The following is a 15,883-nucleotide window of genomic DNA, read 5'->3' on the forward strand; positions in this document are numbered from 1 at the left end:
GTCAGTCCTCCCCGGGGAGCATCTCGGACGCCAGCAGGGCGCGCTGCTCGCGCAGCTGGGGCGTGGGTTCGGCGAAGACGTGGTCGAACAGCTCGAACGGGTCGGCCTCCGGGTCGGCGGCCATCCGGTCGCGCAGGCGCGCCGCGTACTCCTCGGCGGCCTCCCGCGCGGACGCGACGTCCTCCTCCGAGAGCAGGCCGCGGCCGCGCAGGTGGGTCTCCAGCCGCGCGAGGGGGTCGGCCGCCTCCCACCGCGCGACCTCCTCGTCCTCGCGGTACCGGGAGGCGTCGTCGGCGTTGGTGTGGGAGTCCATGCGGTAGGTGTGCGCCTCGACCAGGTACGGGCCGCCGCCGGAGCGGGCGTGCTCGACGGCGGCGGTCAGGACCGACAGCACCGCGACGAGGTCGTTGCCGTCGACCTGCTCGGACCGGACGCCGTACCCGACCCCCTTGTAGGCCAGCGCGGGCGCGGCGGTCTGCTTGGCCAGCGGCACCGAGATCGCGTACTTGTTGTTCTGGACGAAGAAGACCACGGGCGCGCGCAGGACCCCGGCGTAGTTGAGCGCCTCGTGGAAGTCGCCCTCGCTGGTCCCGCCGTCGCCGACGAACGCCATCACCACGCCGTCCTCGCCCTTGCGGCGCAGGGCCTCGGCCATGCCGACGGCGTGGATCGTCTGGGTGGCCAGCGGCGTGCACTGGGGCGCGACGCGCGTGGCGGCCGGGTCGTAGCCGCAGTGCCAGCCGCCGCGCAGCAGCGTGAGGACCTCGACGGGGTCCATCCCGCGCGCGACGAGCGCCACCGAGTCGCGGTACGTGGGGAACAGCCAGTCGTTCTCGCGCAGCGCGAGCACCCCGGCGATCTGGCAGGCCTCCTGCCCGCGGCTGGACGGGTAGACCGCCAGCCGGCCCTGCCTGGTCAGCGCGGTGGCCTGCCGGTCGAACCGGCGGCCGAGCACCATCCGGCGGTAGGCCTCGACCAGCGCCGCGTCCTCCGGCGCCGCGTATTCGGCCGGCGCGCCGGCGTCCGTCCCGTCCTCGGCGACGAAGCGCACCGGGACGGCGGAGGGGAGAAGGCCCTCGACCTCCTGATGAGGTGTCCGTACGGACATGGCGCCGCTCCCTTCCCGTGGACGGTTGTCGGTTCGATCGTCCGCTCGGACGACGATCTGCTCAAGACATCGGGCACAATGAGCGACAAATAGCTCGTTCAGCGGCATTGGGGGCGCCAAATGTCATCGGACGCAGGCGGCGAGGGCGTCCGGCCCGGACGTTCTGCCGCACGGCTGGACGCCGTGGACCGCGCGATCATCGCCGAGCTGCTGCGCGACGGGCGGCTCTCGGTGCGGGCGCTGGCCGAGCGCGTGCACGTCTCGCGCGCCAACGCCTACGCGCGGCTCACCCGTCTCATGGACGAGGGCGTCATCACCGGATTCACCGCCGAGCTCGCCCCGCACAAGGCCGGCCTCGGCACCAGCGCGTACGTCTCGGTCACGATCGAGCAGAACTCCTGGCGCTCGGTCTCCGCCCGGCTCCAGGACACCCCCTACGTCGAGCACTTCGCGATGGTCGGCGGTGACTACGACGTCCTGGCCCTGGTCAGGGCCCCGGACAACGAGGAGCTCCGGCACGTCGTGCTGGAGCGCATCCAGGACATCCCCGGCGTCCGGGCGACCCGCACCTGGCTGGTCTTCGACGAGGCGCGGGGCAGGGGAGCGCAGTGGGAGACGTGGGACGACTGAGGCCCCGGCGCGCCCGTGGGCAGGGCGTTCCGCCCTTCTTGCACGCTCGCGCGGCCTGTGTCACCCTGAATACAGACCGATCGGTCAGTAAATAGACCGAGTCCAGCCGGGACCCCGGCGGGAGGAGCCCATGACGACGCCGCAGGCCGCGCCCCAGCCGGCGCCCGCTGAGCATTTCGAGGCGACGATCGCGCGCCACGACCGGATCGAGCCGCGCGACTGGATGCCCGACGCCTACCGCAGGACGCTGGTCCGGCAGATCGCCCAGCACGCCCACTCCGAGATCATCGGGATGCAGCCGGAGGGCAACTGGATCACCCGCGCCCCCTCGCTGCGCCGCAAGGCGATCCTGCTGGCCAAGGTCCAGGACGAGGCCGGGCACGGGCTCTACCTGTACTCGGCGTGCGAGACCCTCGGCGTGTCCCGCGCCGAGCTGACCGAGATGCTCCTCACCGGCCGGCAGAAGTACTCCTCGATCTTCAACTACCCCACGCTCTCCTACGCCGACGTCGGCACGATCGGATGGCTGGTGGACGGCGCGGCGATCTGCAACCAGGTCCCGCTGTGCCGGACGTCCTACGGCCCCTACGGCCGCGCGATGATCCGCATCTGCAAGGAGGAGTCGTTCCACCAGCGGCAGGGCTACGAGCTGCTGATGACGATGATGCGCGGCACCGGCGAGCAGCGCCGCATGGTGCAGGAGTCGGTGGACCGGTTCTGGTGGCCCTCGCTGATGATGTTCGGCCCGCCCGACGCGAACTCGCCGAACTCCGAGCGGTCCATGGCCTGGGGCATCAAACGCAACAGCAACGACGAACTGCGCCAGCGCTTCGTCGACATGACCGTCCCGCAGGCCGAGGCCCTCGGCGTCACACTCCCCGACCCCGACCTGCGCTGGAACGAGGAACGCCAGGCCCACGACTTCGGCGAGCCCGACTGGTCGGAGCTGTCCGCCGTCATCAAGGGCGAGGGCCCCTGCAACGCCCAGCGGCTGGCGCACCGCCGCCGCGCCCACGAGGACGGCGCCTGGGTCCGCGAAGCCGCCACCGCCTTCGCGCGCAAGCAGGCGGCCCGAAGCGAGGAAGGAGCCGGAGCATGAGCGAATGGCCCCTCTACGAGGTGTTCGTGCGCGGCAAGCGCGGCCTCAACCACGTGCACGTCGGGTCGCTGCACGCCCCCGACGACGAGATGGCCGTCCGGCACGCGCGCGACGTGTACACGCGCCGCAACGAGGGCGTCAGCATCTGGGTGGTGCGGTCGGACGCCATCACCGCCTCCAGCCCGGACGAGAAGGACCCGCTCTTCGCCCCCAGCGGCGACAAGGTCTACCGGCACCCGACGTTCTACGACATCCCCGAGAACGTCCCCCACATGTGAAGGCCGCCATGGAAAGTCAGCACGGCTCGGTGTACGACGGGCTCCTGGACGGCGACAGCTCCCAGTGGGCGTTCGGCACCGACTTCGAAGACCCGCTGGCCGGCGTCGACACGACCGTCCCGGACGGCGTCGACCCGCACGCCCTCGCGACGTACTGCCTGATGCTCGCCGACGACGCCCTCGTCCTGTCGCACCGGCTCTCCGAATGGTGCGGCAACGCGCCCGACCTGGAAGAGGACATCGCCCTCGCCAACATCGCGCTGGACCTGCTCGGCCAGGCGCGGCTCCTGCTCGCCCGCGCCGCCACCGCCGACCCGTCCATCGTCCCGGCGCTGCCGGAGGGCTCGCCGGTCCCCGCCGAGGACGCGCTCGCCTTCTTCCGGGACGCGGACGCCTACCGCAACGTGCGCCTCGCCGAACTGCCCAACGGCGACTTCGGGCACACCATGGCCCGCGTCCTGGTGTTCGCGACCGCCCGGCTGGCGCTGTTCGAGCGGCTCACCGGCAGCCGCGACGCCGTCCTCGCCGCCGTCGCCGCCAAGGGCGTCAAGGAACTGGCCTACCACCGCGACTTCGCGGGCCGCTGGTTCCTCACCCTCGCCCAGGGCACCGAGGAGTCGCGCCGCCGCGTCCTCGCCGGGCTCGACGAAGTGTGGCGCCACCACGACGAACTGTTCCGCACCCACCCGGTGGAGCGGGCGCTCGCCGAAGCGGGCGTCGCCGTCGACCCGGCATCGACCGCCGACGACGCAGCTGCCGTGCTCGCGCAGGTCTTCACCGCGAGCGGCGTCGAACGTCCCGAAGTGCCGCAGACCGGGCTGCTCGGCGGGCGCGGCGGACGCGACGGCGTCCACACCGAAGCGCTGAGCCGCATGCTCGCCGAGACGCAGGTCGTCGCCCGCGCCCACCCGCTGGGACGGTGGTGACCGCCGTGCCCGGCACCGCCCGCGCCGTCGCCGCGTCCGTCCGGGACCCGGAAATGCCGATGCTGACCCTGGACGACCTCGGCGTGCTGCGCCGCGTCGAGGAGCACGGCTCCGCCGTCACCGTCGCGATCACCCCGACGTACTCGGGCTGCCCCGCGCTCGCCACCATGCGCGACGACCTCGTCCACCGGCTCACCGACGCCGGATACGCCGACGTGCGCGTCGAGATCGAACTGTCCCCGCCCTGGTCCAGCGACTGGATCAGCGAGCGCGGCCGGGCCGCCCTCGCCGCCGCCGGGATCTCACCGCCCGGCCCCGCCCCCGCGCCCGCCGGGCCCGTCGCGCTCACCCTGGCGCCCACCCGCCGGAGCCTGCGCTGCCCCCGATGCGGATCCGCGTCGGTCGAACTGACCTCGGAGTTCGGCTCCACCTCCTGCAAGGCGCTGTACCGCTGCACCGGCTGCCTCGAGCCGTTCGAACACGTGAAGGAGATCTAGCGGTGGCGCCAGCGACGTTCCACCCACTGAAGGTCGCCGCCGTCGACCGGCTCACCGACGACTCCGCGGCGGTGACCTTCGACGTCCCGCCCGAACTCGCCGCCGACTACGCGTTCGCCGCCGGCCAGAGCCTCACGCTGCGCAGGACCATCGACGGGCGGGAGCACCGCCGGTCCTACTCCATCTGCGCCCCGGCCGGCGCCCGCCCCCGCATCGGCGTCCGCGAGATCCCCGAAGGCCTGTTCTCCTCCTGGCTCGTCCGGGAGGTCCGCCCGGGCACCGAGATCGACGTCCAGGTCCCGTCCGGCAGCCTGCGGGCCGACCCCGCCGAACCCGGACGCCACCTGCTGATCGCCGCGGGCTCCGGCATCACCCCGATGATCTCGATCGCCGCCACCGTCCTCGCCAACCCCGGCACCGAGGTGCGGCTGCTCTACGGCAACCGCACGAGCGGGACCGTGATGTTCGCCGAAGAGCTCGGCGACCTCAAGAACCGCTACGGCCCCCGGTTCCAGCTCGTCCACGTCCTCAGCCGCGAACCCCGCGACGTCGAACTGTTCTCCGGCCGCCTCGACGCCGGCCGCCTGCGCCGCCTGCTGAGCGCCGTCACCCCCGTCGACGACATCGACCACGTCTGGCTGTGCGGCCCCCTCCCCATGGTCACCGGCGCCCGCGACGTCCTCGCCGAATTCGGCGTCCCCCGCGACAAGGTGCACGTCGAGCTGTTCTACGTCGACGAACCGCCCCCCGAAGTACGGCGCGACGCCCCCGCCGCCACCGGCGAGACCAGCGATGTCACCGTCGTCCTGGACGGCCGGTCCAGCACCTCCCCGATGCCGCGCGACCAGCGCATCCTCGACGCTGCCCAGGCCACCCGCGCCGACCTGCCGTTCGCCTGCAAAGGCGGCGTCTGCGGCACCTGCCGCGCCCGCGTCACCGAAGGCGAAGTCGACATGGTCCGCAACTACGCCCTGGAACCCTCCGAAGTCGCCGCCGGATTCGTGCTCACCTGCCAATCCCACCCCGTCACCGCCGCCGTCACCGTCGACTTCGACTCCTGACCCCGTCAGGCCGGCGGCGCCGCCAGCCCGTCGAACGCGATCGCGGTGATGGCTTCGGACAGGTCGTCGGCGCTCACCTCACCACCCGGCCGGTACCACTCCACCAGCGAATTCACCATGCCGAACAGGAGCCGGCTCACCAACTCCGGCGGCACATCACCGCGCACCGCCCCCTCCGCGGCCGCCGCGCGCACCAGCTCCGCCAGCCGCGCGTCGATCCACCGCCGCCGCCGCAACGCCGCAAGCTCCACCTCACTGTTGCCCCGCACCCGCAGCAGCAGCGTCACCGCCGGCTGGTGCGCCACCAGCACCCGCACGCTCTCCCGCACCACCGATCGCAGCCGCTCATACGCACTACCCCCCACCCCCTCCTGCGCCTCACGGATCACCGCCGTCAACTCATCGAGCGCCTCATCGAGAGCCAGCGCCAACAGATACGACTTGCTCGGCACATGATGGTAAATCGCCGACTTACTGAACCCGAGTTCCTCCGCGAGGTCCCCCATACTGGTCCCCTCGTAACCCCGCCGATTGAAGAGCTCAATGGCCCGCCGCAAAACCGTCGCCTGGTCATACCCCGGCCTGCCTCTTTTCATTTGTTTTTTCTCCTCCTTCGGGCCTGGCGGCCCTCCATCGTCTAAAAAACGGGCGATCGCTGGCATCGCTCCGTCTCGCCTGGCGGCTCGCTGCGCGATCAGGTTCTTGCTTCGCTCGAACCTGCCTTCGGACGCGATCGCGGTCCCCAGGTTGTCGCGTGGTGCTGTGTCGGCTGAGGTCGTTGCAGTAGTGGGTGGCTGTGTTTATTGCAGAGCTCTCCTCCTTCGGGCCCTGGGGGCCCTCCATCGTCGAGTACTGCGGGCGATCGCTGGCATCGCTCCGGCTCGCCTTGCGGCTCGCTGCGCGATCAGGTTCTTGCTTCGCTCGAACCTGCCTTCGGACGCGATCGCGGTCCCCAGGTTGTCGCGTGGTGCTGTGTCGGCTGAGGTCGTTGCAGTAGTGGGTGGCTGTGTTTATTGCAGAGCTCTCCTCCTTCGGGCCCTGGGGGCCCTCCATCGTCGAGTACTGCGGGCGATCGCTGGCATCGCTCCGGCTCGCCTTGCGGCTCGCTGCGCGATCAGGTTCTTGCTTCGCTCGAAGTCTGCCTTCGGACGCGATCGCGGGCCCTCAGGTTGCTGCGGGGTTGCTGTGTTGGCTGAGGTTGTTGGAGTGGTGGGTTGCGGTGGGTGGGCAGGTGTCGGTGAGTCGGTACATGATCGGTGGCTCGCTTCGGCTCGGTGCTCGGTCGGGTTCTTGCTTTGCTTGGGGTGGCCTTCCGGGGGCTTGGGGGACTTCGTCGTGTGGGTGCTGCGGGCGATCTTCGGGGTGGTTCGGGGGTTTGGATTCTTGCAGGTGGGTGGGGGGTGGTCGGGGGTTTGGGGCTTGTGGCGGGGGTTGGTTGACAGGTTGGTGGTGTGGAGGGGTGTTCATGTAGCACGTTTGTGTTTATGGTCGTCGGTGTCGGGGGTGCAGTACCTGTCCGGATACGCTCCCGAACCGGAGGCCCGCTGTGGCGCTCTCCTTCCTCGACCTGCGGCACACCGTCGCTGAACCGGGCTACAACCGCTGGCTGATTCCACCCGCCGCGCTCGCCGTGCACCTCTGCATCGGGCAGGCGTACGCCACCAGCGTCTACAAGACCTCGCTCGTCGCGCATTTCGACGCCAGCCTCACCGCGGTCGGCGTCGTCTTCTCCATCGCGATCGTGATGCTCGGCGCGTCGGCGGCCGTGATGGGGACGTGGGTCGACCGCGTCGGGCCGCGCCGGGCGATGTTCACCGCCGCCTGCTTCTGGGCGTCGGGCTTCCTGGTCGGGGCCCTTGGCATCGCCGCCGGACAGCTGTGGCTGGTCTACCTCGGCTACGGGTTCATCGGCGGCATCGGCCTCGGCATCGGGTACATCTCGCCGGTCTCGACCTTGATCAAATGGTTTCCCGACCGGCCCGGCCTGGCGACCGGCATGGCCATCATGGGCTTCGGCGGGGGCGCGCTGGTGGCCTCGCCGCTGTCGCGACGGCTGCTCGCGCTGTACGACCCGGACGGCGACCCCGCGTCCGGGTCCGCCGTCGCCCTGCTGTTCGTCACGCTGGGCGTCGCCTACTTCCTGGTGATGATGCTCGGCGTGTTCACCGTGCGGGTCCCGCCGCCGGGATGGCGGCCCGCAGGGTCCGCCCCCGCGGCGGAACGGGCCGCCGCGCCGCGCGGCGTCTCGGCGGCGTCGGCGATCAGGACGCCGCAGTTCTGGCTGCTGTGGACGGTGCTGTTCTGCAACGTCACCGCCGGGATCGGGATCCTGGAGCAGGCCGGCCCCATGATCGGCGACTTCTTCCGCTCCGGCGGCTCGACCTCGGTGTCGGCGACCGAGGCCGCCGGGTTCGTCGGGCTCCTGTCGATGTTCAACATGGCGGGGCGGTTCGCCTGGTCCTCGACCTCGGACTTCATCGGCCGCAAACCCACCTACGTGGGCTACCTCGGCGTCGGCATGGCCGCCTACGTCCTGCTCGCGCTCTTCGGGGACGCCTCCACGGCGTTCTTCGTCGCCCTTGCCGCGCTGATCATCTCCTTCTACGGCGGCGGGTTCGCCACCGTCCCCGCCTACCTGCGCGACCTGTTCGGCACCTACCAGGTCGGCGCCATCCACGGCCGCCTGCTGACCGCCTGGTCGGCGGCGGGCATCGCCGGGCCGCTGATCGTGAACCGGTTCCTGGACGCCCGCGGCGAGCCGGGCGCGCTGGTGGCCTCCGACTACCGGCCCGCCCTGTTCACCATGGTCGGCGTCCTCGCCGTCGGCTTCGCCGCGAACCTGCTCATCCGCCCGGTGGCGGAGCGGCACCACGTGGCGGACGCCGGACCCCGCGTGACCGACCCCAGCCCCGCCACCTGATCCACAGCGAAGGAGGAGCGCCATGGCGTCAACGCCGGACGAGAGCCCGTCCGCGGCCCCCGACAGGGCCGTGCCGCGTCTCGTCGTCTCCTGGTCCATCGTCGGCGTCCCGCTGATCTACGGCGTGGTGGAGACGGTCAGGGCGATCCTGCCCCTCTTCGGCGGCTGACCTCGGGCTGCTGGAGGACCCCTACGAGTGCTTGCACCGCCGCCTCGAAGGCGTGGTTCGGGGGTGTCGCGTAGCCGACCACCAGGCCGTCCTGGGGTGGGAGGCGTGCGGCGGGGTGGCGGAACGTCGACAGGGCGTCGACCGCCACTCCCGCGCGGGTCGCGGCTTGCAGGGTGGCGGGCTCGGTGCCGGGCGGTAGGCGCAGGACGGCGTGCAGGCCGGCGGCGATCCCCGTCGTGTGGACGTGGGGCGCGTGCTCGGCCAGTGCGGTGACGAAGCGGTCGCGGCGGGCGCGGTAGCGCTGGCGCATGCGGCGGACGTGGCGGTCGTAGGAGCCGGAGTCGAGGAAGTCGGCAAGGGTCAGCTGGTCGGTCACGCCCGCCCAGGCCTCGCGTTCGCCCTTGGCCGTGAGGACGTCGTCCACCAGGTGGTCGGGCAGGACCATCCAGCCGAGCCGGATGGCGGGGGACAGGCTCTTGCTGGCGGACCCGATGTACAGGACCCGGTCGGGGGCCAGGCCCTGCACGGCGCCCACCGGCTGGCGGTCGTAGCGGAATTCGCCGTCGTAGTCGTCTTCGATGATGAGCCCGTCCGATGCGGTGGCCCATTCCACGACTGACGTGCGCCTGCGTGAATGCAGCGGATCACCCGTGGGGAACTGGTGCGCGGGCGTCAGCAGTACGGTGCGGTCGGTTTTGGAAAGCTCGTCGATCCGGGCTCCGTCGCCGTCGACGGTGAGCGGACGGGTGCGCGTACTGGTCTGCTTCAGAAGGGCCCGGTGAAAGGGCAGGCCGTATCCCTCGACCGCCAGGGGACCGTGCAGCACCCCGCCGCCGAACAGGAGGCGCAGGGCGTGCGCGAAGCCGGAGCAGACCACGATGTGGTCGGCGTCGGTCCGCACGCCGCGCGTGCGGGCCAGGTACGCGGCGAGCGCGCGGCGCAGTTCGGGACGCCCGCGCGGGTCGCCGGGCCCGAAGGCCTCACTCGGCGCCGCGGTGACCGCCCGGCGTGCCGACGCCAGCCAGGCGGCGCGCGGAAAGGACGCGGCGTCCGGCTGGCCCTGCCGCAGGTCGTGCACCGTTCGGGGTGAGGGGTCCGCGCTGGGACGCGGCGTGGAACGTGCCGGGGGCGGCTGCTGCGCGCCCAGCGCGACACGCGTCCCGGAGCCCTGCCGGGCGGTCAGCCAGCCCTCGGCGACGAGTTCCGCGTAGGCGTCGGCGACGGTATTGCGGGCCAGGCCCAGGTCGGCGGCCAGCGAGCGGTAGGGCGGCAGCCGGGTTCCCGGGGCCAGCCGCCCGGAGCGGACCGCCTCGCGCAGCGCGCGCGTCAGCGCCGCCCGGCGCCCGCCGACGTCCGGCAGGTCCAGGTGGAGGTCGGCGCCGATCCGCGCCGCGAGATTGACCCAGGTTTCCGTCATCGGATTGCACCATACCGCCGGTCTCTTCCACCTCTAGATTCAGGTGCAGAGCCTGATCTACCTGCTGCTTCGGAGGAATGATGAACGACTTGCGTGCCGCTGTCCGCGGTCGGGTGCTGCTGCCCGGCGACGCCGGTTTCGACGCCGCTCGGCGGCCCTGGAACCTGGCCGTGGAGCAGCCGGTGGAGGCGGTCGTCGAGGCCGCCGACGCCGATGACGTCGCCGCGCTCGTCCGCTACGCCCGTTCCGCCGGGGTGGGGGTCGCCACGCAGCCCAACGGGCACGGCGCGACGGGCCGCACCGGGGGCGCGATCCTGCTGCGGACCCGGCGGCTGGACGGCCTGGAGGTCGACCCGGTGGCGCGCCGGGCCCGGGTCGGCGCCGGCGTCGCGTCGGGACGGCTCCAGGCGGCGGCCGCGCCGCACGGCATGACCGGGCTGCCCGGGAGCTCGCCCGTGGTCAGCGTCGCCGGGGTCGCGCTCGGCGGCGGGCTGAGCTGGTTCGGCCGCGCTCACGGGTGGGTCGCCGACAGCGTGACCGCCTTCGAGGTCGTCGACGGCGAGGGACGCCGCAGGCGCGTTGACGCGGACACCGACCCCGAGCTGTTCTGGGCGCTGCGCGGCGGGGGCGGCGACGTCGCCGTTGTGACGTCGCTCGACCTGGCGCTGCACCCGGCGCCGCACCTGTACGGCGGGCGGATGCTGTGGACGGCCGAGCACGCGCCCGAGGTGATGGACGCCTACCGGCAGATCACCGCCGCCGCCCCGGACGAACTGACCGTCTGGCTGGACCTGCTGCACTTCCCCGGCGCCGATCCGATGGTCGCGGTGGACGTCACCCATCTGGGCACGGCGGACGAGGCGTGCGACCTGCTGCATCCCCTGGACCGGCTCGCCCGGCCGCTGTCCGACGGCAGGGCGACCATGCCGGTCTCCGAGCTGGGCGCCATCACGGCCGAGCCCACCGACCCCGGCGCCGGCCTCTCGCGGGCCGAACTGCTCACGGATCTGGACGACGGCGCGGCCAAGGCCCTGCTGGCCGATCCCATAGCCCCATTGCTGAGCGTGCAGATTCGCCATCTGGAGGGCGCTTTCGCTCGCCGGTCCGACAGTCCGCACGGCCCGCTAACCGAGCCGTACGCGCTGTACATGTTCGGCATCCCGACCACCCCGGCGACCGCCGATGCAGTCGCGGGAAAGCAGAGCGCCTTCGCCGACGCGCTCCCTATCAGCGGCCGCAAGCCCTTCACCTTCCTCAACCCCGACGAGACCGCCGCGAACGCATTCACTCCGGAGGCGCTGACCCGCCTCCGCCGTATCAAGACCCGCCACGACCCGCACAACACCTTCCGCAGTAACTTCCCCGCCAATCGCTGAGACCTGTAACCGGAACCTGCCCGCGCACCGGCCTCGGCCCGCACCGCGACCCCGCGACAACCTCAATGGTTGCGATCGCGTCCGAAGGCAGATTCGAGCGAAGCAAGAATCTGATCGCGCAGCGAGCCGCCAGGCGAGCCGGAGCGATGCCAGCGATCGCCCGCGGTGCCCGACGACGGAGGGCCCTCCGGGCCCGAAGGAGGAGGGCGCTGCAATAGACACACCGCTGCAATAAATACCCCAAGGGAGGGTTCGAATTGCAGTTTCGGTGACCTGGCCTGTTGCCCGGCGGCCTAGTATGAACGCGGGACCGTCATTCGTCACCGTACGAGGGGGAAGGCAATTCATGGCGCAGCAGGTCAAGGTTCACCTGGTCGACGACATCAGCGGCGGGGATGCGGTGGAAACCGTGTCGTTCTCGCTGGACGGTAAGTCCTATGAGATCGACCTGAACAAGAAGAACGCCGCCAAACTGCGCAAGGTCATCGAGCCTTACCGGGAGCACGCGCGCAAGGCGCGCCGGGTCGCGGCGAGGGGCGCCGCGCGCACGGCGGGCAGCCGCGAGCGCAGCGCCGAGATCCGCCGGTGGGCGAGGTCGGCGGGGATTCCGGTCAACGACCGCGGGCGCATTCCCGCCGACGTGATCCAGAAGTTCGAGTCCGCGCACTGACCCGGCGCTCAGGGAGGCGCCGGGGCGGGTGCCGGGTCAGACCAGGTCGGTCGCGGCCAGGCAGATGCCGAGTTCCAGGCGGCTGCGCGCGCCGAGTTGCTGCATCGCGTCGTGCACCTGGCGCTGGACGGTGCGCGGCGAGATCTTCAGGGCGTTGGCGGCCGCCTGGTCGGTCATGCCCGCGGCCAGTTTGCGTAGGACGTTGAGCTGGAGTTCGCTCATCGGCCGCGCCTGGACGGGGGCGATGGGGAACGCCTGCTCCCAGTGGCTCTCGAAGAGGGCGACCAGCCGGTCGATCTCGGCGGGCTGGACGATCGCGGGAGCGAGGTAGGGGCCGTTGCGCCTGACCAGGGCGGTGCGGCGGTCGACCACGAGGAGGAAGGCCGGCAGGGTGCCGCCGAGCCGGATCTCGGACGGTCCCTGCCCGGTGGCCGCCTGGAGGCGGCAGGAGCGGGAGACGACGATGCGGGAGCGGGGGCGGGTGGTGGTGCGGCGGCGCAGGTAGGCGTTCCGCAGTGGGGCCGGCCATGCCGGGACGAGCGAGAGGATCTCGTGCCGGGCCGTCGCGAGCAGATGTACGACCTGCTTTTGATCATGTACCGAAAGGTGCATGCGTACCCTCGTTCGATCGGTGTGCGTATCACCAACTTCGGCATTGCCTGCGGGCGGGGGTGCAATGCGTCTTCGACGCTATAACCGCGGCCCTTACCGGACGCTAACCGGCGCCGCGCGGCATTTGTCGTTATTGCCTACTGGTTTGATGGGAAACTTTTCCCGTCAGGTCGTCGGCCTCCGCCCGCACGGCCGCCGCGGCGTCGTGGTCGCCCGCGGCGGCGTAGGCGTCGCCCAGCCGGCGCAGCGTCCGCGCGAGGAACGGGAGCCAGCCCCGGGTGCGCCAGACGTCCACGGACTCCTCCAGGCAGCCGACGGCGGCGGCGGTGTCGCCCGCGGCCAGGTTCAGCTCGCCGAGGACGGCGAGGGCGTCGGCGAGGTGGTGCCCGAAGTTGCCCGCCCGGCTGTAGGCGAGGGCGAGGTCGGCGGTGGGCCTGGCCCGCACGTCCCCGATCGCGGTGAACAGCCTCGCGAGGTAGACGAGGGAGAACGTCTCCAGGTAGCGGTCGTCCAGCTCGCGGGCCATCGTGATCGACCGGTTGAGCATGTCCTGCCCGGTGCCGAGGTCGCCCGCGAAGGCGTGGCCCACCCCGAGGAACTGGACGACCGTGGCCTTGAGCCGGGGGTTGCCGAGCCGCTCGGCGATCTCCAGGGCGCGTTCCAGGCAGGGCAGGGCGCGCAGCGGGTCCTCCTCGCCGTGCGCCACCGCCTGGACCTGGAGCGCCCGCGCCTGCCCGCCCAGGTAGCCGGACGGCTCGGCGAGCCGCAGGGCCCGCGTCGCCGTGGCGAGGGCCTCCTCCTTGGCGCCCTGGGCGACCAGGCCCCAGCTGATCTGGATGAGGGCGTCGGCCATGCCGCGGTCGTCGCCCAGCTCGGTGAACAGCCGCAGGAGCCGTTCCGCCGTCTCCCGCATCACCACCATCGCGGGCTTGGTCCGGCCCTCCGACGTCCAGGTGATGACCTCCAGGAGCCCCCGCAGCAGGACGGCCTCGCCCCGCTTGTTGCGCGCCGCCCGGCAGAGCCGCAGCGCCCGCTCGTGGGTGTGCCTCCAGTCGTCGTAGGCCCCCCGGATGTCGCAGAACTTCTCCAGGGAGGCGGCGAGGTCCCAGGCCAGCTCGTCGAGCTTGAGGTCGCACGCCTGCCGGGCCGCGGCCGTCAGCGCCGGCAGTTCGGCGGCGAACCACTGGAGCGGGTCGGCGAGCAGGCGCGCGGCGGTGGCGGGGGAGAGGGGCCAGCGCGGCGCGGTCCCGTGCATGGAGGCGTAGGCCGGGCCGGGGATGCGCTCGGCCGCGTTCTCGGCGAGCCACAGCCAGGCCCCGAGGGCCCGGGCGAGGGCGGCGGTGCGCTGGCGGGGGGCGTCCTCCGCCTCCGCGCACTCGCGCGCGTACAGCCGGATGAGCTCGTGCATGCGGTGCCGCAGTCCGCCGGTGGCGTCGGTGCCGGCCACGTTGACGAGCTGGGCGTCGATGAGCCGCTCCAGGTGCGGGCGCGCCTCGTTCAGCGGGACGCCGAGGAGCGCGGCGACCGTCCACAGGGTGAAGTCCGGGGCGTCCAGCAGCCCGATCATCCGGAACGCCCGCCGGGTCGCGGGCGGCAGCGGCCGGTAGCTCATCCGGAAGCTCGCCCGGACCGCCAGGTCGCCGACCGACAGCTCGTCCAGCCGGCCGCGCTCGTCGCGCAGCACCTCGGCGAGGTGGGCCAGGGTCCAGTTCGGGCGCCCGGCCAGCCGCCCCGCGGCGATGCGGACGGCCAGCGGGATGTGCCCGCACAGCCGCACGATCTCCACCGCGCCCTCGGGCTCGGCCGCGACGCGGCGCGGGCCGATGACGCGGGTGAGCAGGTCGACGGCCTGCGGCGGCGACAGGACCTCCAGGTCCAGCAGCGTCGCGCCCTCCAGCCCGGTGAGGCGGTTGCGGCTGGTGACGAGCACGGCCGTGCCGGGGGAGCCCGGTAACAGGGGCCGCACCTGCTCCTCGTTCAGGGCCCCGTCGAGGACGAGGAGCACCCTGCGCCCGGCGACCCGGCTGCGGAACAGGGCGGCGCGCTCCGCCGGGGCCGGCGGGACGCCCGAGCCGCTCACCCCGAGCGCGCGCAGGAACCGGTCGAGGACCTCCGAGGGCTCGGGCCGGGTGTCGGCGTCGCCGTTCAGGTTCGCGTAGAGCTGGCCGTCGGGGAACGCGTCGGTCAGCAGGTGCGCCACGTGCACGGCGAGGGCCGTCTTGCCGATGCCGCCCATGCCCGCGATCGTGGTGACCGCCACCGTCCGGGCCCGCCCGTTCGCCGGGCGCGTCAGGCTCTCGGCGATGAGCGCCGCCTCGTCGGAGCGGCCGGTGAAGTCGGGGATGCCGGGCGGCAGCTGCGCCGGGACCGGGACGGCGGCACGGGAGACGGCGTCCGGCTCCGGCAGGGCGGCGAACGGCCGGTCGCGGTCGAGGACGCGCAGGTAGGCGTCCTGGACCTGGCTGCTCGGCTCGACGCCGAGCTCGTCGGCGAGCCGCTCGCCGAGCCGCCGGTAGACGTTCAGCGCCTCGGCGGGCTGCCCGCCGGCGGCGAGCAGGTCGATGAGGGCCGCGTGCAGCGGCTCGTCGAAGGGCAGGTCGCCGGCGAGGGCGCGCACGGCGGCGATCGCGGGCTCGGGGTCGCCGACGTGCTGGGCCGCGGTGGCCAGGTCCATCACCGCCTCGCGCACGTGCTGCTCGACCGAGCGCAGCAGGACGTCGGCGCGGTCGAGGTACTCCATCCCCGTGAGGACGGGCCCGCGCCGCAGCCGCAGGGCGGACACGAGCACGGCGGCGCGCCGCTCCGGGTCCTCCACCGCGCGGGCCCGTTCGATCAGCGCACGGAAGCGGTGCAGGTCGAGATCGTCGCCGGGGACCGCCAGGCGGTAGCCGTCCTCGTAGTCGATCGACGGCCCGCCGCCGAGCTGCCGGAGCCACTTGCGCAGCCGGGAGATCCCGACGTGCACCGACTCCCGGCTCGTCATCTCGGCGCGGTCGGCCCACACCAGCCGCGTGAGCCGCTCGGTCCGCAGGGGCTCGCCCTGGGCCAGCAGCAGCGCTCCGAGCAGCCCCTGCAGGACGTGGGACCGCGGCGGCGGCACGTCGGTCCCCCCGGCGCTCA

The 15,883-nt window shown here is 72.5% G+C and carries 15 protein-coding genes; 10 read left to right on the forward strand and 5 right to left on the reverse strand.

The genetic code is table 11. From position 1 onward, the window contains the following. Position 1: 1 nt before the first annotated feature. Positions 2-1,108 (reverse strand): pyruvate dehydrogenase (acetyl-transferring) E1 component subunit alpha, encoded by a 1,107-nt coding sequence (pdhA, locus tag BJY14_RS35385; protein WP_179847573.1) that lies wholly within the window; start codon positions 1,106-1,108, stop codon positions 2-4. A gap of 120 nt (positions 1,109-1,228) precedes the next feature. On the opposite strand from pdhA, the gene BJY14_RS35390 reads away from it, so the two are divergent. From BJY14_RS35390 to paaE, 6 genes are all read left to right on the forward strand, one after another. Then, positions 1,229-1,738, forward strand: a complete 510-nt coding sequence (locus tag BJY14_RS35390) for an Lrp/AsnC family transcriptional regulator (RefSeq protein WP_179847574.1) — start codon at positions 1,229-1,231, stop codon at positions 1,736-1,738. Positions 1,739-1,868: 130 nt separating this feature from the next. Further along, positions 1,869-2,837, forward strand: coding sequence for a 1,2-phenylacetyl-CoA epoxidase subunit PaaA (gene paaA / locus BJY14_RS35395; protein ID WP_179847575.1), 969 nt, complete (start codon positions 1,869-1,871; stop codon positions 2,835-2,837). Further along, complete coding sequence (gene paaB / locus BJY14_RS35400) at positions 2,834-3,115, forward strand: 1,2-phenylacetyl-CoA epoxidase subunit PaaB (protein WP_179847576.1); 282 nt, start codon at positions 2,834-2,836, stop codon at positions 3,113-3,115. Before paaA ends, paaB begins: the two co-directional genes overlap by 4 nt. A gap of 8 nt (positions 3,116-3,123) precedes the next feature. Beyond that, entirely contained in the window at positions 3,124-4,041 is a 918-nt protein-coding gene (gene paaC, locus BJY14_RS35405) for a 1,2-phenylacetyl-CoA epoxidase subunit PaaC (protein WP_179847577.1), read from the forward strand. Then, positions 4,035-4,538, forward strand: coding sequence for a 1,2-phenylacetyl-CoA epoxidase subunit PaaD (gene paaD, locus BJY14_RS35410; RefSeq protein WP_179847578.1), 504 nt, complete (start codon positions 4,035-4,037; stop codon positions 4,536-4,538). Before paaC ends, paaD begins: the two co-directional genes overlap by 7 nt. A 2-nt stretch (positions 4,539-4,540) precedes the next feature. Further along, positions 4,541-5,599, forward strand: coding sequence for a 1,2-phenylacetyl-CoA epoxidase subunit PaaE (paaE, locus tag BJY14_RS35415; protein ID WP_312879561.1), 1,059 nt, complete (start codon positions 4,541-4,543; stop codon positions 5,597-5,599). 5 nt (positions 5,600-5,604) lie between these two features. Here paaE and BJY14_RS35420 read toward each other — a convergent pair whose 3' ends face one another. Next, on the reverse strand, positions 5,605-6,195 hold the full coding sequence (locus BJY14_RS35420; protein WP_179849846.1) for a TetR/AcrR family transcriptional regulator: 591 nt from the start codon (positions 6,193-6,195) through the stop codon (positions 5,605-5,607). 950 nt (positions 6,196-7,145) lie between these two features. On the opposite strand from BJY14_RS35420, the gene BJY14_RS35425 reads away from it, so the two are divergent. Together BJY14_RS35425 and BJY14_RS35430 are read left to right on the forward strand one after the other, a co-directional pair. Next, positions 7,146-8,519 (forward strand): OFA family MFS transporter, encoded by a 1,374-nt coding sequence (locus BJY14_RS35425; protein WP_179847580.1) that lies wholly within the window; start codon positions 7,146-7,148, stop codon positions 8,517-8,519. 22 nt (positions 8,520-8,541) lie between these two features. After that, entirely contained in the window at positions 8,542-8,688 is a 147-nt protein-coding gene (locus BJY14_RS35430; protein ID WP_179847581.1) for an MFS transporter small subunit, read from the forward strand. Here BJY14_RS35430 and pdxR read toward each other — a convergent pair. Beyond that, a complete protein-coding gene (gene pdxR / locus BJY14_RS35435; protein WP_179847582.1) occupies positions 8,657-10,105 on the reverse strand; it encodes a MocR-like pyridoxine biosynthesis transcription factor PdxR in 1,449 nt (482 codons plus the stop codon). The genes BJY14_RS35430 and pdxR overlap by 32 nt on opposite strands. An 80-nt stretch (positions 10,106-10,185) precedes the next feature. On the opposite strand from pdxR, the gene BJY14_RS35440 reads away from it, so the two are divergent. Together BJY14_RS35440 and BJY14_RS35445 are read left to right on the forward strand one after the other, a co-directional pair. Continuing rightward, on the forward strand, positions 10,186-11,481 hold the full coding sequence (locus tag BJY14_RS35440; protein WP_179847583.1) for an FAD-binding oxidoreductase: 1,296 nt from the start codon (positions 10,186-10,188) through the stop codon (positions 11,479-11,481). Between the two features lie 346 nt (positions 11,482-11,827). Next, positions 11,828-12,151, forward strand: a complete 324-nt coding sequence (locus BJY14_RS35445; protein ID WP_179847584.1) for a histone-like nucleoid-structuring protein Lsr2 — start codon at positions 11,828-11,830, stop codon at positions 12,149-12,151. 36 nt (positions 12,152-12,187) lie between these two features. On the opposite strand, the gene BJY14_RS35450 is transcribed toward BJY14_RS35445, so the two are convergent. Then, entirely contained in the window at positions 12,188-12,763 is a 576-nt protein-coding gene (locus tag BJY14_RS35450) for a helix-turn-helix transcriptional regulator (RefSeq protein ID WP_179847585.1), read from the reverse strand. A gap of 130 nt (positions 12,764-12,893) precedes the next feature. Then, positions 12,894-15,863: an ATP-binding protein gene (locus tag BJY14_RS35455; protein WP_179847586.1), complete on the reverse strand. Its 2,970-nt coding sequence runs from the start codon at positions 15,861-15,863 to the stop codon at positions 12,894-12,896. Positions 15,864-15,883: the final 20 nt, after the last annotated feature.

The organism is Actinomadura luteofluorescens (genome assembly GCF_013409365.1).
GTDB lineage: Bacteria > Actinomycetota > Actinomycetes > Streptosporangiales > Streptosporangiaceae > Spirillospora > Spirillospora luteofluorescens.